The 18,861-nt window shown below is 47.5% G+C and carries 16 protein-coding genes and 1 pseudogene; 5 read left to right on the top strand and 12 right to left on the bottom strand.

Annotated features, from left to right (window positions below):
- Positions 1–429 precede the first annotated feature (429 nt).
- Positions 430–2,736 (top strand): outer membrane beta-barrel family protein, encoded by a 2,307-nt coding sequence (locus B5G04_RS05530; protein WP_087396196.1) that lies wholly within the window; start codon positions 430–432, stop codon positions 2,734–2,736.
- A 100-nt stretch (positions 2,737–2,836) separates the two neighbouring features.
- On the opposite strand, the gene B5G04_RS05535 is transcribed toward B5G04_RS05530, so the two are convergent.
- The 8 genes and pseudogenes from B5G04_RS05535 to B5G04_RS19700 all read right to left on the bottom strand — a co-directional run bounded on the left by B5G04_RS05535 (position 2,837) and on the right by B5G04_RS19700 (position 10,233).
- Entirely contained in the window at positions 2,837–4,357 is a 1,521-nt protein-coding gene (locus B5G04_RS05535; protein WP_087396198.1) for a Gfo/Idh/MocA family oxidoreductase, read from the bottom strand.
- An 87-nt stretch (positions 4,358–4,444) separates the two neighbouring features.
- Positions 4,445–4,624 (bottom strand): hypothetical protein, encoded by a 180-nt coding sequence (locus B5G04_RS05540; RefSeq protein WP_158100056.1) that lies wholly within the window; start codon positions 4,622–4,624, stop codon positions 4,445–4,447.
- Between the two features lie 95 nt (positions 4,625–4,719).
- Positions 4,720–5,823, bottom strand: a complete 1,104-nt coding sequence (locus B5G04_RS05545; RefSeq protein WP_087251361.1) for an aminoglycoside phosphotransferase family protein — start codon at positions 5,821–5,823, stop codon at positions 4,720–4,722.
- A gap of 95 nt (positions 5,824–5,918) precedes the next feature.
- Complete coding sequence (locus B5G04_RS05550) at positions 5,919–6,317, bottom strand: DUF4870 domain-containing protein (protein WP_087251336.1); 399 nt, start codon at positions 6,315–6,317, stop codon at positions 5,919–5,921.
- 224 nt (positions 6,318–6,541) lie between these two features.
- Complete coding sequence (locus B5G04_RS05555; RefSeq protein WP_087251337.1) at positions 6,542–6,736, bottom strand: hypothetical protein; 195 nt, start codon at positions 6,734–6,736, stop codon at positions 6,542–6,544.
- A 169-nt stretch (positions 6,737–6,905) separates the two neighbouring features.
- Positions 6,906–7,523, bottom strand: a pseudogene (locus B5G04_RS05560) (cysteine peptidase family C39 domain-containing protein); the annotation flags it as partial.
- A gap of 4 nt (positions 7,524–7,527) precedes the next feature.
- Positions 7,528–9,798, bottom strand: a complete 2,271-nt coding sequence (locus B5G04_RS05565; RefSeq protein ID WP_158100057.1) for an outer membrane beta-barrel family protein — start codon at positions 9,796–9,798, stop codon at positions 7,528–7,530.
- 285 nt (positions 9,799–10,083) lie between these two features.
- Positions 10,084–10,233, bottom strand: coding sequence for a hypothetical protein (locus B5G04_RS19700; RefSeq protein WP_158100058.1), 150 nt, complete (start codon positions 10,231–10,233; stop codon positions 10,084–10,086).
- Between the two features lie 117 nt (positions 10,234–10,350).
- On the opposite strand from B5G04_RS19700, the gene B5G04_RS05570 reads away from it, so the two are divergent.
- Entirely contained in the window at positions 10,351–11,259 is a 909-nt protein-coding gene (locus B5G04_RS05570) for an IS982 family transposase (protein ID WP_087251341.1), read from the top strand.
- A 283-nt stretch (positions 11,260–11,542) separates the two neighbouring features.
- On the opposite strand, the gene B5G04_RS05575 is transcribed toward B5G04_RS05570, so the two are convergent.
- The 4 genes from B5G04_RS05575 to B5G04_RS05590 form a co-directional block, all read right to left on the bottom strand.
- On the bottom strand, positions 11,543–12,115 hold the full coding sequence (locus B5G04_RS05575; protein ID WP_087251344.1) for a hypothetical protein: 573 nt from the start codon (positions 12,113–12,115) through the stop codon (positions 11,543–11,545).
- A 95-nt stretch (positions 12,116–12,210) separates the two neighbouring features.
- Positions 12,211–13,251, bottom strand: a complete 1,041-nt coding sequence (locus B5G04_RS05580) for an IS630 family transposase (RefSeq protein WP_087213269.1) — start codon at positions 13,249–13,251, stop codon at positions 12,211–12,213.
- A gap of 79 nt (positions 13,252–13,330) precedes the next feature.
- The gene (locus B5G04_RS05585) at positions 13,331–13,567 is read right to left on the bottom strand and encodes a hypothetical protein (protein ID WP_087396202.1); all 237 of its coding nucleotides are present in this window, start codon (positions 13,565–13,567) and stop codon (positions 13,331–13,333) included.
- Positions 13,568–13,860: 293 nt separating this feature from the next.
- Positions 13,861–15,579 carry a hypothetical protein gene (locus tag B5G04_RS05590; protein WP_087396204.1) on the bottom strand — a complete coding sequence of 573 codons (1,719 nt, stop codon included), beginning with the start codon at positions 15,577–15,579 and terminating at the stop codon, positions 13,861–13,863.
- A gap of 284 nt (positions 15,580–15,863) precedes the next feature.
- Here B5G04_RS05590 and B5G04_RS05595 point away from each other — a divergent pair, with 284 nt between their 5' ends.
- The 3 genes from B5G04_RS05595 to B5G04_RS05605 all read left to right on the top strand — a co-directional run bounded on the left by B5G04_RS05595 (position 15,864) and on the right by B5G04_RS05605 (position 18,786).
- Complete coding sequence (locus tag B5G04_RS05595) at positions 15,864–16,151, top strand: hypothetical protein (RefSeq protein ID WP_087396206.1); 288 nt, start codon at positions 15,864–15,866, stop codon at positions 16,149–16,151.
- A 98-nt stretch (positions 16,152–16,249) separates the two neighbouring features.
- Positions 16,250–17,359: an SGNH/GDSL hydrolase family protein gene (locus B5G04_RS05600; RefSeq protein ID WP_087396208.1), complete on the top strand. Its 1,110-nt coding sequence runs from the start codon at positions 16,250–16,252 to the stop codon at positions 17,357–17,359.
- Positions 17,360–17,364: 5 nt separating this feature from the next.
- Entirely contained in the window at positions 17,365–18,786 is a 1,422-nt protein-coding gene (locus B5G04_RS05605; RefSeq protein ID WP_087396210.1) for a sialate O-acetylesterase, read from the top strand.
- Positions 18,787–18,861: the final 75 nt, after the last annotated feature.

Below are 18,861 nucleotides of genomic sequence, written 5' to 3' on the forward strand. Positions count from 1 at the left end.
GATAGCGGAAAAAAACGGAACTGCGGCGCGGAGTAATAAAATAGTAATATAGGCGTAACCCACGGGTAAGGATTATTTTTCGCCGCCGGAAAGTTTTGCCGTTACTTTGCAGCGAGTTCCAGCCGGATAAGCATTGTCGGAGGCTCGGATGATGCTAATCCTACAGGATTCGTGCTGTCGGAGGCTCGGACGATGCCAATCCTACAGGATTCGTGCTGTCGACTGAATCGGCGATGCCAATCCTACAGGATAAGCGCTGTCGACTGAATCGGCGATGCCAATCCTACAGGATAAGCGCTGTCGACTGAATCGACGATGCCAATCCTGCCGGATAAGTGCTGTCGATTGAATCGGCGATGCCAATCCTACAGGATACGTGCTGCCGACTGCGGACGGAATGATAAATCTTAACGAAAACAAAACCATACGATGATGAAAAGAATGATTTTTACAGCGATGTTGCTGCACTGCGTCTGTGCAGGCATCGGGGCGGACAGCCTGACGGGAAAAGTGACGGATGAGGCGCATCGGGGAGTGGCGTACGCCAATGTGGTGTTGCTCGCGCTACCCGATTCGGTTTTTGTGACCGGCACGGTGAGCGATGCCGACGGATGTTTCACGCTGGAGGCTTCGGCTCCGGGCGAAGGCTTGCTGCGGTTCTCGTGCTTGGGCTACCGCTCGTGCACGGTGCCGGCAAGCGAGTTTACGGGTGAAGTGACGCTGCGCGAAGAGAGCGTCCGCCTGCAGGGCGTAGAGGTGGTGGCGGAACGTCCCGTTCATCAGCAGAAAGACGGCGCGCTGCTGACCCGCGTGGAAGGCACGGCGTTGAGCCAATACCACCGCATCAACGATATGCTGGCGGTGTTGCCGGGGATGACCTTCACCGTGTCGGGCGGGGTGGAAGTGTTCGGCTTGGGCGCTCCGGTGATTTATATCAACAACCGCAAGGCGCGTGCCGACGAGCTGCAGCAGCTCACGCCGCAAGACATCCGTTCGGTGGAACTGATTACCAATCCGGGCGCACGCTACGACGCCGAGGGGAAGGCGGTGCTGAAGGTATCGACCGTGAAGCGGGAAGACGGGCACGCTTTGCTGGCGGAGCACGTGTCGGAGCAGGGCAGGCGGTATTCCGATTACGAGACGCTGCGCTACGATTACTGGAACCGGAAGCTCCATGTGTCGGCGTATTATCAGTATGCCGATTACCGTTCGGTGGTGAACCAGCCTCAAACGCATGACCTGGCATTGGGCGACAGCCTGTATCTGTACCGGAATCCCGACCAGGGCGACCGGCGCGACACGAAGCAGCATACGTGGTACGCCAATGCAGATTATGAGCTTACCGCCCGTCACGTGATAGGGGCGAAGGTGGAAGGCACGCATACACGTGACTATACGTTCCGCACCGGGAGCCTGGCATACGGGTGGAGCCATGAGCCGCTGGCGGAAAAGAATATCGACAACGATTACCTGAACCGTACCGACATGTATCACGCCAACCTGTTCCATAACGCCGACTGGAGCGACCGGCTTTCGTCCGCTCTTAACCTCGACTTTGTGTACAACCGGAACCGCTACCGGCAGGCGACGGCGGAAACAAGCCTGGGCGAACGGCTGGAAACGGAGAGTAGGGGGAAAGGGAATCTGTCGATTGCCTCGGGACAGCTGGCGTTCGATTACCGCCCTGCCACGGATGTGCAGGTAGGCTTTGGAAGCGATGTGAGCCGGGTGCATACGCACAACGAACTGCAGAGCACGGCAGACAATGTGGCGGCTTCGCTCTACGATGAAGACGAGGTGCGTGCGGCGGCGTTTGCGGACGTGTCGGCGGAGGCGGGCAGCTTCTCTTTCCGGGCAGGCGTGCGTTACGAATATATGCAGATGAAGTTCCGCGACCGGCTGGACGCTTCGGGCAACCTGACCCGCCGCTTCCACAACGTCTATCCTTCGGCAAGCGTCAGCTACAAGCATAACGGCTGGAGCCAGACGCTTTCTTTCTCGTCGCGCACCACGCGCCCTTCGTTCCGCCAGCTGAGCAACGCCGTCTATTACAGCAACGAGTTTATGTACCAGCGGGGCAATCCGCTGCTGCTGCCTGCCACGGCGTACAAGCTGGAGTGGAGCATCGGCCGCAAGCCTTTTTATTTCAGCGCAAGCTATACGTACGAGAAGAACCACCTGTCCACCTGCCAGCAGGAAGAAGCGGAAAACCGCATCATCAGCACCTTCTGCAATTACCGGCGCATCCAGTACCTGAAGGCGACGCTGAACATTCAGAAGACGTTCGGCATCTGGCATCCTTCTCTCACGTTAGGTATCAGCCAGCCCTTTTTCGAAGTGATGTACCGGGGCGAGCCGCTTGCCTACCATTCGCCCAACTGCACCGCCGCGCTCAACCAGCAGTTCACGTTCCGGAAAGACTATTTGCTGAACGTGTATTACGCCTTCTATTCCGGAGGCGATTTGGGGAGTGTATCCATTCGTCCTTACCAAATGCTGAATCTGGAAGTGGAAAAAGATTTCTTCGAGAAGCGTTTCAGTGTCAGCCTGAAGGCTTACGACCTGCTGCGCACGATGAAGTTCCGCGAAGAGCAGCGTGAGGGAAACCTCCGTTTCACCCAGACCGAAGACTACCAGCTGTGGAATTTCTCCGTCAGTCTGGCCTTCCGTTTCAATCAGTTGAAGAACACGTACCGCGGCAAGAACTCTTCGGCAAGCGATATGGAGCGGATGTGACGAAAGGTATTAGGTGACAAGGTACTAGGTACTAGGTTCTGAATAGCTTGGTTTACATCAGCAGGACTATTTGAAACCTAGTCCCTGGTCACCTGGTTACCTAGTTACCTGATTTCAGTTTTGCCGTGAATGCCTTGGCTTTTTCCAGTGTGGCAGCTTCCTCTTCGGGAGAGGCATAGGCATGCTTGTATCCTTTTATCACGTTCCATTCACCGCGGGTGAAGTCGGGGAAAGCAACCGGTGCGCAACCGTTGTCCATCGACAGCTCGCCCAGTTCGGCAAGGCAGCACCATTCGGCAAGGTCATACACGTCCATGTCCAGCGGCAATCCGTTCTGCAGGCAATATACCAGGCGGCTGTCCATGATGAAGTCCATGCCTCCGTGTCCGCCTACTTCTTTTGCCATCTCGCCGTATTTCTTCAGAATCGGGTGCTGGTATTTGGCAACCAAGGCTTCCTGTTCAGCTTTCGGAAGGAAGCCGTGTGCGCTGAGGTCATCCACTTTCGGTTGTACGCCCGAAGCCGAAAGCTGCTCGCTGTCGAGCGCATAGCCTTCTACCGGATATTTGTTGGCGAATCCTTTCGTGCCGGTCAGTTGGTACAGGCGGCTGTAGGGCTGGGGTGTCATCACGTCGTGCTGGATTTCAATCACCTTGCCGTTCGCCGTGCGGATAAGGGTGGTGGTATGGTCGCCGTTGCGGAAGTTCGTGCAGGCGGAGTCGGTGCGCGCTTCTACCAAGGCTTTGCCTACTACCGACTTGGTGTCCATCGCTACCAGCGTCTCCATACGGTCGCCGCGGTGGATGTTCAAGGCTTGCGCCACGGGACCTAAACCGTGGGTAGCATATACATCGCCGCGATGACGCATATTGTAGTCCAAGCGCCAGCCTAACTTGTCGTCCTCGCCGTTCTTCCAGTAATGGTCCCAAAACTCGTTCAGGTTGTGGATATAAGCTCCCTGTGCACGGATGATTTCGCCGAATACGCCTTGCTGTGCCATGTTCAGCGTGTTCATTTCGAACCAGTCATAGCAACAGTTCTCCAGAATCATGCAGTGCTTGCGGTTCTTTTCGCTCAGGTCAATCAGTTCCCAGCACTCTTTCAGGTTCATCGCCGAAGGTACTTCGATAGCTACGTTCTTGCCGTTCTCCAGTGCGCATTTGGCGATGGGGAAGTGGTGTAGCCAGTCGGCGGCGATGTACACTAAGTCGATGTCGTCGCGTTTGCACAACTCTTCGTATCCCTTCTCGCCGGAGTAGATGGCGGCTTTGGGCAGCGAAGCTTTCTGCAACAATTTCTGGCAGGCTTCGGCACGCTCTTGTTCGTAATCGCATAAAGCTACGATTTGTGTACCCGGAATGTAGGTGAAACGTTCCACGGCACCCGGACCTCGCATGCCTAACCCTACGAATCCGACACGTACCACTTCCATTTTGGGAAGGGCAAGCCCCAATACGCTTTTCTGTCCGGCAGGGCGTTCGGGTGTTTTCACTACGATGGTTCCTTGTTTCCATTCCCATTGCGTGCCTTTATCGTTTGTCTGCACCGCCGGGTCGGGTTGTGTAGTGCAGGCTCCAAGGGCTAAGCACAGCCCCAAAGCCAATGTCTTGATGGTTTTCATACTTCTTTTGTTTATGGTTTTTATAATGGATGTTTTTGTTTGAAACGCAGATTTTCGCGGATTGACGCAGATTTGAATGCTTTGCAATCAGTCGATTTGAGAAGCTGTTTTGAATTTCTCCAAAAAGTTTTTCTTGGCTTGATGTATCCGTTTTCGTGTGTGCTTTGGGCGATTTTTTGGTCCTTTTCGCTCCTGTTCTTCGTCAGATAGCCCGCTATCTTCCTCATCACAGAAGCGAAAATGTCTCAAAAACTCATCCCAAATCATCGCACGATAAATTCAAAACAGCTTCTGAGAAATGCGGCTGAAATCAAATCGTAAGTCTGATAATAGTCTGTAAAAATAATCTGCGGAAATCCGTGTTAATCTGCGTTTTCTCTTAAAGGGTTTTTCATTTGCTGTGAGATGTATTGTTGCATATCGGGAACAGCCTTGCATGTTTCTTGGTACAGCTTGTATTGCGCCCGTGTGCGGACGTAATTGTGTTCAGGACAGGCAGTTTGGTAATACGTGTCCCCGTTGAGGTAATCGGTCAGGAACCGTACCGCCTGCATATAGGGGAAGAGGCGGACGGCATAGGGCAGCATTTCTATTTCGAGCGGTGTGAGGAATGCGCTTGCCGATTCAAGATATCCGCGGGTGAAAGTCCGGAAAATATTCATGTTGAAATGTATTTTCTCCGTGTCTGGTTCATCTTCGGCAGCCGTGCTGGCGGCAGTGCGCAGGAAGTCGCCGAAGTCGGAAAACACGAATGAGGGCATCACCGTGTCCAGGTCGATGATGCAGAGCACCTTGCCTTCCGCATCGAACAGCATATTGCTTACCTTCGTATCGCAATGGCAAATCCGTTTAGGCAATTTGCCGGCACGGTACAGCCGTTCGGCAGCACACATGTCATCGGCATCCCGTTCCAGTGCGTCTATCAAATCCTGCACTTTTCCCTTCCGTCCTGCCTGGTCCGTTCTTATGGCTTCTCTTAACTGCTGCATCCGGAATTCCATATTGTGGAAGTCGGGGATGGTTTCTTCCAGCTTCTCGGGCAGGTCGGCAAGCATCGCTTCGAACTCTCCGAATTTCAGCCCTACCAGATAGGCTGTATCCGGTGTCACCTTGGTTTGTGTGTACGAATCGCGGATATACACACAGGTTCGCCAGTAGTGCGTCCCGTCGAAGTGATAGGTCTTTCCTTCCGTGGTAGGCAGGAAATGCAATACTTTCCGTTCGATGTCCGGTTCTCCGCGTGCTATCAGTTTGGCTCGGATATGCCGGGTCACACATTCGATGTTGTGTTGCAGCAATTCCACATTGGTGAATACGTGGTGATTGATCTGCTGAAGTATATAGTTGTCCGGACCATTTGTCTCGACAAGGTAAGTCCGGTTAATCAGTCCGGATTGTAAAGCCTGGATGCCTTTTATCTCTTTTATCTGAGGAAATCGGGAGGTAACATTTTGCAGTTCGGTCATGTTCATTGTCGCACGTTTTTTTGCAAAGATAGACATTCCCGTGGATTTGTAGCAGGCTCTAGTCAGAAATCTTTCATTATCTGGTCATCAGCCGGTTATTTGAACAAATAGATTGTTTTCGGATAAAACTGTCTGCTTTTTCTAGTGATGTTCATATAAACCAGAATGAAGAAAGGATACAACACGCTTGCAGCGGTGTAGAAACATACGATGGGTGCCAGCCAGACATAATCGGGCTTATTCCCGCTTGCCATCATATTGATGAAGCTCGTCCAGGCAATGATGGCATAAACGAAAACGAGACATCCGCACAGGAATTGGAAATTCAATGCCCTGCATGCTTGTCCTGATATTTCTCTGTTCTTTCTGCCGCCTTTATACAGCCAGTAGAACCAGGGAAGTAAGATGTTGCCGAACGGGATAGGCAATAGGGCACCTATCAGTATGCACAGATGAAAGCAGAATAAAATGTTATGAATGTTATGATTTTCCATAATAGATAAGTTTTATTGGTGATTGATACCGCAAATATATAACAAATACGTAAATACACTGAAGGAAACCAAGTACATTTAGTACACAAGGAAGCATAATGTATGCATTTGTTACATGGGGTTTATTGGATGTAACATAGAGAAAAAGAATTGAAACATCATGCTTGGGTTATTCTATAAAAGCAAGTATTTCTGTTGATATTTCCTTTCCTTCCTGAAATGGCTTATAAGCAACCGAGTATATGCCGCAGGATGCTTTCTCCTTCCCCGTAGGGATAAGGTATGCAGCATACTGCCGCAATCAGAACGGACAGAATGACAATCAATACAGTGATGTTCCAGCGTACCAATGCCGGAGGGATGGTGCCGATGATGCGGCGTACTTTTTCCGAGCGGAGTTCAATGCGTTTGTCGGTCATGTTTTGAGTTTTTAAGTTTTTGAGTTTTTAAGTTTTTTAGGTGACTAGGGACTAGGGGACTAGTTGACTAGGTTTCAAATACTAAGGTTTCCGTTAACAAAGCTATTTGAAACCTAGTCCCTAGTCCCTAGTACCTAGTCAACTAGTACCTAGTCCCTAAAATCAACTTGATATCTTGGTGCTTGATGCCCAAGTCAACGATCGCTTGCGTAAGGAAAGGCAGGATGAGTTGCAGCAGGCTCCCTACCAGCAGTCCCAAGGCAATCTGCACGAAGCACCGGCGATATTGATTCACGTACCCCAGCAGGAAGCGGAACGAGTGTATGCCTTCCGCCTCTTCCCCTTTCAGCTTGCCAAATTCCGGGGTAGGTTCCAGGAACATGGCGACTCCTTTTTCTTCCCCTTGCGAGGTAGTGCTTATCCAGTGCCGCCTGAACTCCTCCCGGTTGTATTTGATTTTCCCTTTGCCAGGGTCGGCGATATAGAAGGTTTTCCCTCTCCTTATTTTATATAATACCACGAAATGGTTCTGGTTCCAGTGGAGGATGCAGGGAAGCGATGAGGCATTCAACTGATTCACAGTAATACGTCCACAAACAGTACGTAACCCTAATTTCTTGGCAGCTTCACTGATACCCAATAAAGATACGCCTTCATTGGTTGCAAAACAATATTGATGCAATGTATCAGTGGAATATATCTTTTTATAATACCTACAAATCATTTGGAGGCATGCTACTCCACATTGCATGGCATCATGTTGTTTTATAAAGTGAAACCGAGCCATTACTCTATCTAATAACGTCCTTTATTTCCTTAAAGTTCTGCGAACCGCTTTCTATCGCATTTACATTCACCTGCTTGCCTCCTGAAAATCTCCATATAAGCGAAACGCCTACATACTGCACAGGCGTAGTAAAATCGTAGGTCACCTTATTGCCGTTGGCATAGCGGTCATATTTGCGGCGGTCGCCAAGAGCATTGAACATGAAAGTCAATTGCAGCTTATCTTTACACATCGTTTTATAAACCTGCCCGCCGATATTATAGATAGTATGGTAAGTACGGTCGTATGTCTTGAAAGTCGGCTCGCATATCAGGTTCAACATGCCGCCCCAGCCGTGATTGAAGGCAAAGGTGTTGTATATGGCATAATACTGGCGAAGTCTTGTTTTCCCATAGTAGACACCGTTTAATGTAATATCTTCCGGATGGATTTCCAGACGACCGGATGCTTTCATCCTCCACGGCTTGACCGGATTCAGATTCAGTTCCGCTCCTGTGCCATAGAAATCTGCCGATGGAAGATTCACCGGAATTGTATAAAACACATCAGATGCGCCCGGACTTTGTCTGGTTTCCCAATAAATGTTGTCCTTCGTATGCGAATACACCGCTGTCAGGTTCAGCAAATTGCGGAACAAAGAGGCACCGGCGATAAGCATATCCGCCGTAGGGGCTTTCAAGTCGGGATTGCCAACCGTATAATTGTACGGGTCACTCCAGCGGACTGTAGATGAAATCGCCGCATACGGGATGTCGTCAAGGGTACGCTTATAATTCAGCATCAACATATACTCACCTTTCTTATCCAACGGCATCATCAGCTGTACGGTCGGATTAATCCCCCATTGTGTATCCGATGACTCTATTCCATCATCCGACGTTTTATATTTGATTTCATTCAATTGCCAGTTCACGCCTATACTGTAATTGATTTTCCAGATTTGCCCCATGGCGGACACATACGCCAACGGAGTCAGCCCTTTTGTCGTTGTTGCGGTTTGGCTTGTCTGGAAACGGTCTGTTTGATTAGAAACACCGATAGCAGGATGATAATCAGAGACAATATAGTGCACGGACGCACCATATTTCCATACCAGCTTCTGGCTGCGAGGGTCGGTCACGTCAACCGAAAGTTTATACATATCCAGTGAAGATTCATCCTCCGACACATCTGATGTGTTGTCGCCATACGAATAGCCTGTACGGTTATCCGACTGGCGGTTAAAATAGTCGCCTGTTATATCCAGTGTTGTTCCTCTCCGGCTAAGTTTGGCAGTATGTTTTAAGGTCGCTTCCTGATCAAGGTAATTGTCTTTACTTTCGATAGCCGGGCGGATGGCGTTTTCCTGGCTGCCAATGGTAAGTGAAGATGCCTTAAGCCGGTTTGTCGCCACATAGTAGCTGGCGCCAAGAGAGTGGTTCCCGTTTATCTGTTGGGTAAGGCTTAAACGGTTGTTGATGTTGTGTCCCCGGTATTTTGTCTCTTCATCAATTTGCGTACGCAAATCGGTCGACTGGTTCCATACGGTTTGGTCAGCTGTTTCTTCCTGCTGATTGAAATTCAAGGAAAGGTTATCATAAACATTCAGATTCTTATAACGGTAACGGATTACACCGCCTACGTTCTCATTACTGAATCCGTAGTCGGGATAAAATGTGGCTCCTCCGCTCAGAGAGCCGTAATATCCTCCTTGTGGCGGCTGGCGGAGGGAAATATCAATCGTTCCTCCTGTCAAAGCCGCATTCTGATTGCTCCCTGCCAGATAGTTCACTTTCACCCGCTCAATCATATCCGCCGGGAGATTTTTCAGTTCATCCATATTGGCAAGTTTTATACCGTCCACATAAATCTCACTTACAGGAAGCCCGTTGATTTTATAACTGTTATCTTCTTTGGTTATCCCTGGAAGAAATGCCAAAGCATCGGCAGACTGCTTGCCTTTCACTATATCCGAAGAACGGAGATTAACGGTATAGCCATTCGCATTGTGGCGGATTCTTGAAGCGATGACATTCACTTCCTCCAGCATCAAGGCATCTTTCTTCATCATAATCGTTCCGAGGTTGCCCGCCTTGCAGGTTTTACGGACTGTGGTATAACCGATATAGGATACCAATAATGCATATTCCCTATCTGGCTGAACCGGTAAACGGAACACCCCTTCCGTATCCGAGGTGACTCCACAGACATACGATGAATCTTGTACATGCTGAAGGACAACGCTCACATAAGGCAACGGATTCCTATTTTCGTCTACTACCTTCCCTGAAATCATATCTTGTGCCATCATCCGGCACATCGAACAAACACATAATAAAATTAGTAATAAATACCGCTTCATGCAACAAATTATTTTCAGATGCTTTTATCTGCAAATTTAATCTTTTTCTTGATTTTACACGTCCTTTTGTTAGAGAAAAACGACTATATACTTCTGTTTTGTCAAAATGATTATGTTGCTGCTTGATGCTTCAATGCAATCACGTCGTAAAAATATTTACGGATATTGATTGTAGCATTTTCATAAACACGAGGGATTGGGCAAGAACCGTTCACCGATTCACTTCGTTGTTGAAAGCATATCGTACAAACAGGCAGCATCCGACAACTCAAGCATTGTTTCTACTTTGGCAGATTCAATTGAAAAGCCGCCACGCAGTTTGCCTGCTTCATCCTTTGATAATTTTGGGATTTTAGTTTCTTTATCCATAATATGATAACGTGAGTTCGATATAAGGAATAAAATTATTCATTTGAAAATTAGGAACATAGCGGTAAAATCATTAAATTTAAAGTATCAAGTTATAACATTTAAACGATTACCACTATGTTCTCAGCGGCTAAAGTTACGGAGATTTATTGTATGGCGGATGATTTTTGCAAGGAATTTGCCAAAGTTCAGGAAAAATATATGGTTGAAGACAAGAATCACAGGCATCGGAACAAGCCGAACCGGATGAACGATGCGGGAATCATGGTCATCCTGATTCTGTTCCACTCAGGAGGTTTCCGGTGTTTCAAGCATTATTACAAGGAATATATCTGCAAACATCTGATACACCTCTTCCCCCAATGTGTGTCCTATAACCGTTTTGTGGAACTGGAGAAAGAAGTCCTGTTGCTGCTTACCGTCTTCATCAAGGAGGTCCTGCTGGGTACCTGTACTGGCATCAGTTTTGTGGATTCCGCTCCGCTGCGTGTATGCCGGAACCAGCGCATATTGATTCACAAGACATTTGAGGGTCTTGCGGAGCGTGGGAAATGTTCCATGGGATGGTTTTTCGGCTTCAAACTGCATTTGATTATCAACGACAAAGGGGAAATCCTCAATTTCATGTTCACGCCGGGAAATGTGGATGACCGTGAGCCGTTGAAACAGGAAAAGTTCCTGAAAAACATAAAGGGCAAACTGTGTGCGGACAAAGGATACATCGGGCAGGCTTTGTTCGAGAACCTTTTCCTTAACGGAATACAGCTGATAACCAAAGTGAAGAACAATATGAAGAATTCTCTGATGAGTAGTGTAGCGGACAAAATCCTGTTGAGAAAGCGGGCTTTAATAGAAACGGTCAATGATGAGTTGAAAAATATTGCACAGATTGAACACTCCAGACACCGCTCCTTCAACAACTTCATTGCCAATTCACTTTCTGCTATTGCAGCATACTGCTTTTTTGAAAAGAAGCCCGCCATTGACCTGTATTTTGTCAAAGACGGGCAGCTTACGATGTTTTGAATTATATCGAACTCACGTTATGATAATTCACAAAATGTACCTACTCTATAAGCTTTTCGGTTTCCGCTCCTTTTTACCAGTCTGGTCTGGAATATAATAAGTTGACTGTATTATTCTTTGTGTTTACTTCTTCCTATCAGATACCACGCTATAGTAGGAATACTAAAGACATATATAGTAAATAAGTCTTTCATCTTTTCCGTCAGTAAATGGCAATGGAATAGGACAAATAATGAGATTCCATATAGCACCAATATGCTCCAGCCTATCATTTTGCTTTTACTCATTCGATTACATCCCAACGATTGTTATCATCTAAACATATGATGGCTAAAGCCCCAGCCATAGCAATGCTGCTAGTAAACATTCCTGTAAAAGATACTTCAGGTGTTGAGACCAAACGAGTGACACATCCCCACCAAGAAAGATGAGTGTATGTTACACGAGTTTGAGGAGTTTCTTCTTGAAATGAATAAAGAATATATCCATCTTTATTTTCTCGGGTAATATGCAGGACATTTGTATAACCATTCATTTGTCCGACAATCTTATTGCCTTGGGACACCATTATTAATTCAGGAATATTATCGTCATTAAAATCTGCACCATATTTATCTGTGTCATAGCATAAAAGATTGTAACCGTAGGAAAATCCCGAAATAGAATCTCGGAAACTGATTTTAAAAGACTTAACATCGTTACTTCGACTCGCATCGTTTTCATCAACTGTCATTTCCGATATAAATGCTTGGGCTTCTGGAAATCCTTGATTATAATTTTCATTTGCACTATCCTCTACAGAACAAGCATTTAACATAATTACTACTATACATAAAAATACTAATTTAATTTTCATATTTCATTTAGTTTTTTGAGTGTATTTGTTTGCCTACTCTATAAGCTTTTCGGTTTCCGCTCCTTTTTACCAGTTTGGTCTGGAATATAATATAGTCAAAAAGAAATGGTTTGCGAATTAGACAAACGGAATTTAAGAGTCAGAAGTGACTCCAACTCTTCTTTATAGTTTCCGATATTGTCGAAGAAATCCTTAACGGCCTGCCTGAATTTCTCTTTTGTCCTGTAGAAACCGGTATTGATGACCTTCTTGCGGAGGAATTTCCAAAGCCTCTCAATCAGATTGAGGTTCGGCGAGTAGGGCGGCAGGAATATCTGCCTGATTTTTGTCCCGTCCACCCATTCCTTGAGCTTTTTGTTGTGATAATAACGGGCATTGTCGGAAATGATATAGATGAACGGGGCCTCCGGATGCCTGTCCAAGGCCGCCTGATAAACTTCTTTTGTGGATTCGGCATTGACGCTTTCGCAATCATGGGCTATCACGTCCGTCACGTCATGCGCGTTAAGCAACCCGTTGATGTTCACCCTGTCACGACCGCTGACGGTCGGTTGTTCCAACTTTTCGCCTTTCTCTATCCACGCATAAGTGGAACGGCTGTTGTGGGTCGGATGAACACCGTCGGCATAATAAACCACGGCATCTTCCGGCATACCGGAAAGGATTTCGGAAAGTTCTCCGACAAAGGCTGCCTGCTTGGAGGCATCAGCCTCGCAAGGGACTTCCGATGTCTTCTTATAGGTGAAACCAATGCGGTTCAGCAGGTCTACAACCCCCTGGGGCGTGTACTCCACGCCGAATGTGGACTTTATCCACTCTGCCACACTCTTGGCATCCGTATAGATATGCTCACGAAGTTCCTTGCGCAAGGCGGACAACTGTCTGCTGTCAAGAAGCCCCCAATAACCTTTGTGGCGGTTTTCCAGAAGTTCATCGGCACCGCCGTGCAAATAAGCGGAACGGTAACGGTATACGGTGGAAACGTCTATTCCAAGGCATGAAGCCACGAAGGAAGGAGAATTGCCCATGCCCAACATCAGAATGCAAGTCACACGGGCATAGTCGGAACTTCCGGCTAGATTCCGTTGAAGTTTACGTAAATTTTCTATTTCTGATGTCGACAACTGCATTTCCATGCCGTAAAGATACAACTTTTAAACGAATTATTCGCATTTCACTTACTTTTGACTATAAGTCGACTTTATTATGTTCTTTTTATAAATCAATGTATCCCCAATAAGCTACGCTTTCAGAGACGAATCGGATAAGGTAACGTCCTTTCAGCGTAGAAGGCAACAGGCAAGATGTACCTCCGGCAGGGATAACCTGGTTGTAAACGGTTTCATTCGTTTCAGTATCTACCAATTCTAACGTACAAGCACTGCTGAAAGCATCAAACGTTACAAGGTAATCCTTTAAATATACATCAGGAACTTTAGCAGGAGACCTCATGATATGACCTTTAGCTGAATGAGGTTTCGTAAAACTTGCATAAATTTCTATCGGCATCCCACCTGATGTGCTACCAGCGTTTATGCTTTGTGAAGAAAGCAGTAGCATTAATAACAAAAAGAAAGAAAATCTATTCATATTCTTTACGTTTTTAAAATTACACCGCAAACATAAGAATAAAACAGAAACCTGTCAAAGAAAATGAGTACACTTAGTACACAACCGATGATAGGAAAGTTTAAACAATTGAATATAAGATGATTGAATAAAAGTACATTTAGTACTCTTCTGCACTATAGCTTATGAAGATTGGCATCGAAAGTCCGGCTTCCGCTTTCGCCGAACAATTTTTGATTCAGACGTGTGCGGATATTGGTGACACGTTGCTTACTGAGATTAAGCAAAACGGTAAGTTCGGAAGGAATAAAGTTCAGCTTTACCAACAGGCAGACTTTCCACTCTTGGTCAGTCAGTTGAGCTTCGTTAGCACTCAGCTTGGCATAAAACTCCGGCAAGGATTTTTCCACCACGCCTTGCAAGTCATTCCATTCGGCATCCGAAGGTACTGCCAGCTTGTAAGCATGTTGGTGCATACGCTTGACAATGTCATGTTGCAAGAGGCTTTGCTCCAATTCCCATTGACCGGCATGGGTATGTTCCTGGTAAACGGCAAGCATCTGCTGGAGCTTTTCGATTTCCTGTTCTTTCTGTTGCTGGAATTGTTGTTTGTTGGAACGGATACTTTGCAATTCTTCCGTAGCCTGATGGTATTGCATCATCAGGTCGGTGTACTTCCGGTTTGCAAGCATACGGGTCGTTTTTTGTTTCCGCTCATACAAATAAATTCCAGTTCCTCCAAACGACAACATCACAAAGCAGGCACAAAGCCCCAGCCATAGCCTTTGGTTTTCCTCCGATTTCTCTACCGCTATCCGCTGGCTTTCGGAATAATCGTACAAGGCTTGCGTACGGCTGATTTCATGGGCTGAGTTGCGAAGATTTGCCGTATCGTTGGCATTGGCAAACAGATGAGCATATTTAGCCACCGAATCGACCTCATGCATCCGGGTATAGACCGACATCAAACCCTTATACCCGCTTTCCGCATTCATTATATCAGCCGGATAATTCAGCAGTTTCCGATAATAGAAAACAGCCGAATCCAATCGTGCCATCTTCTCGTAATATTCTCCTATGTAATAATAGAAGATTTCATATCCCGAAGAGACATTTCCGTCGCTCTCAAAAAAGCCCGAGTTGTTCCGGTATTCGTCCAATGCCTGTTTGGCTTTATCAAGGCTGTCATACCTCAAGTAATAGTCTGCCATAACGATTTGAGTGGCGGCAGCCCAATCCTTCCTGCCATATTTCGAATAATTACGGTAAGCTTGTTGAGTAAAATACACGACCGAATCTTCTTTGCTTAAAAGGAAATAAGCGCCACTTATATAATCTTGACACTGGATATACATCAGCGTATCTTTTGCCAACAGGGCATAACGCATGGCTTGTTTCCATTGCTCCAATTCCATCTGCGGATAACGTTGCCTGTCGAATAACGATGCCATTTGGGCATAGATGCGGCTTACCTGCGCATAGTCGCAATCGGTTGCGGTAGTATCCGCTTCGCTGATGGCATCGCGGAAATAGTGCAAGGCAAGCGGGCTGTTTCCCCGGTCGCGCCAGACGCTTCCCATCAGGTAGCAGGCACGCATCCGCTCGTCCCGATTGCCATGCGAGAGGTAATAGTCGAGCACTTCATCCATATACGTAATGCTATCCAACGGAAGGTAAGCCTTGTTCATCGCCTCGGCTCGAAGCAGCAGGTAGCGCATGCGGTTGCGGTGCGGATAGGTTGCGGTTTCTTTTTCCGCCTGTTCCAATACAAGCAAAGCCGAGTCGGGAGATGCCTGCACCAGCCTTTCGGCTTCCGCCAGCACCTCCTTGCCTTTGGGATTCACGCAGGCGGTGATTCCTATCAGCCATATCGCCCAATAAAGCAATTTCTTCATGCCGCTTTGTTTCCTTACGGGAGGCAAAGATACGCATTTCGATGGACAATCGAAAGGGTTCTATATTTTGCGCGGTCATAAACCTGTCATTTTTTGATTAATGAATGTCCGCAAAATGCCAATGGTATGAAAAGGTTCCTGAAATAACTTCTTATTGGTGAAATGCGTACATTCATATTTGATTATACCATGCACGGCATAAGTTTGTGCATTTTTCCCGGAACAATTGTTTCCGCATTTGGATTACATTATCGTTTCAAGCGGCTTCCTTTTATGGTTTTCATATGAAAACCGTACGGTTTCCATATCAAGAACGTACGGTTTCCATATCGAGAACGTACGGTTTCCATATCGAGAACGTAAAAGTATGCCGTCTGAAACAAAGATATAGGCTACATGCAAAGCCAAATGTTCCTTACCGATATGCCATCAAATGCAAGGATGATGTGCACACCGTCTCTATGGAAATGGCATGGTACGAGGAGCAGGCAAATCTTGCCCCTACATGGCAATTGGGTAAAATGCGGATATTCGTTTATTTTAATCTGTGTGGTGAGAAAATGCACAAATGAAGGACCGGAAGCTTTTTGATACGATTTGAGCAGATTTGGATAAGATTCTATTAGCGTGTGTGGATAATCTTCGCTATCTTTGCAAAAATACATGAAAGATGAAAACACACAGACGAATGATTTATGCTTTAGGCTGGATGATTCCGGCTTTCTTTTCCGGCTTTTCCGCTTTTGCCGGTATACCCAAGGAGGATGAGACTTTTGTGTCTGCCGATGACGCACGCATTGTCTATATGGGACGTGTCAGCCACCGCATTCCGCAGGCGGTCACGTTCACTTATCCGGGTGTAAGCATCTATGCCGATTTCGAGGGCACTTCGTTGCAGATGAAGGCAAAGCCGGGCAGTGGGGACTTTATGGTGGAGATAGACGACGGGTTGCCTTACCGCATCGGTTTTACGAAGAACGATTCTATTGTGACTCTTGTCGAGGGTTTGCCCGAAGGGACGCACCGGGCACGCATCATGTATGTTTTGGAAGGGTACGAGCTGAAGCCGGTCTTCAAGGGCTTTTACCTGGACAAGGGATGTACGCTGGCTGAGGCTCCCGCCTTGCCCGAACGGCGCATTGAGTTTATCGGCAATTCCATTACGTGCGGCTATGGCGTAGAGTCGGACGACCGGAACGACCCTTTCACCTACGAGACGGAAAACCATTTCTATACGTATGCGGCACGCACGGCGCGTGCATTGAATGCACAGCACTTGGTAGTGGCACGTTCGGGCATCGGCATTTACCGTAATTTCGGAGCACCTGTGTCGGGAAGCAAGGATTGCCTGCCGGCGATGTACGAACAGGTGATGTTTACCGACCCGACAGAGTTATGGGACCATAGCCTGTACACGCCCGATGTGGTCTGCATCAATTTGGGAACCAATGATGCCGGTGACGGGAAGTATGATTTCGCATTGCTGACCGATGGATACCGGAAGTTCGTAGCACATCTGCGAGATATCTATCCGGAGGCGAAGCTCGTGCTGCTGAGTGGCTCGATGCTGAGCGGAAAACCGTTAGCAGACGTGAAGCGGGCGATGGACAAGGTTGTGGCAGAGCGCAAAGAAGCTGGCGATACGGAGGTGTACCGTTTCGACATGTCTCCGCAGACCGGTTCGTTGGGATATGGAGCCAACTGGCATCCGTCGATGCGCCAGCAACAGAAAATGGCGAACGAGCTTACGGCTTACCTGAAGGAACTAATGAATTGGTAATAAATATGAGAAAAAGGATTGTAATGGCTTGTCTGCTGGCAGCTATGCAGGCAAGCACGTGGGCAAAAGTTACGTTGCCCGACATAATGAGTGACAACATGGTGCTTCAGCAACAGACTGAAGTGAAGTTATGGGGAAAGGCGAATCCGAATACGGAGGTAAGCGTGCGGGTATCGTGGAGTGAGCGGGTATATAAGGTAAAGAGCGATGCAGCCGGCAAATGGCTTGCCAAGGTGCAGACGCCTGCCGCTACGTATGAGGCGCAGATCATTACTTTTTCGGATGGCGAAGAAACGAAGCTGGACAATGTGCTGATAGGTGAGGTGTGGTTCTGTTCGGGGCAATCGAATATGGAGATGCCGCTGAACGGCTTCTGGAACTGCCCTATAGAAGGTGCGAACGAGACTATTGCCACTGCGGCACAATGGAAGGGCATACGGGTGGCAACCGTTGAAAAGAACGGACAACTGGAACCTGTAGAGACCTGTCCGGGCAAATGGAAGGTGAGCAACCCGGAGAATGCGCCTTTTTTCAGTGCTACGGCATTCCACTTTGCAATGATGATGAACAGGGTACTTGACGTACCTGTCGGTATCATCAATTGCAGTTGGGGAGGCTCGACGGTGGAGGGGTGGCTTCCGGCAAGTATCGTGAAGAATTATTCCGACATCGACCTGAAGCGGGACATCCGCAAGGAGGAGCCGCACGACTGGTGGCATTATATGAGCCCGACTATTATGTACAACGGGATGTTGAAGCCCTTGCAGAACTATACCATCAAGGGATTCTTATGGTACCAGGGCGAATCGAACGTAGGTCATCCCGACTATGCCGAACGCCTGAAGACAATGGTGGACTTGTGGCGTAACGAATGGGGACTGGGCGAATTGCCGTTCTATTTCGTGGAGATTGCTCCGTTCGGATCCTACGAAGGTACGGGCAGTGCTTTCCTGCGCGAACAGCAGTTTAAGGCGCAATCCATTATCCCGAACAGTGCATTGATTTCGACCAATGACCTGGTGGAACCTTATGAGGCAAAGAATATCCATCCGAAAAACAAGATCGATGTGGGAAAACGTCTTGCCTATATGGCTTTGGCAAAGACGTATGGTGTAAAAGGTATTGTGTCGGCAGGTCCTTCGTATAAGTCGATGGAGGTGAAGGACGGCAGTGTGATTCTTTCGTTCAATGATGCGCCCGACGGGTTCAGCCGGCTGAGTGATATGGAAGGTTTTGAAGTGGCAGGCAGCGACAAGGTGTTTTATCCTGCCAAGGCGGAAGTATACAACAACCTTCAGATAAAAGTAACTTGCGACAAGGTGGCTAATCCGGTAGCCGTACGTTATTGTTTCCGTGATTTCCAACCGGGAAATGTGGCAGGTACCCGTGAATTGCCTTTGTTCCCGTTCCGTACGGATAACTGGTGATAACAATAATTCACCACAGATTACACGGATTGATAAAATAATTTTTTTTAATCTGTGTAATCTGTGGTGAACTAC

It is taken from the genome of Bacteroides sp. An51A (assembly GCF_002161565.1).
Classification (GTDB): domain Bacteria; phylum Bacteroidota; class Bacteroidia; order Bacteroidales; family Bacteroidaceae; genus Phocaeicola; species Phocaeicola intestinalis.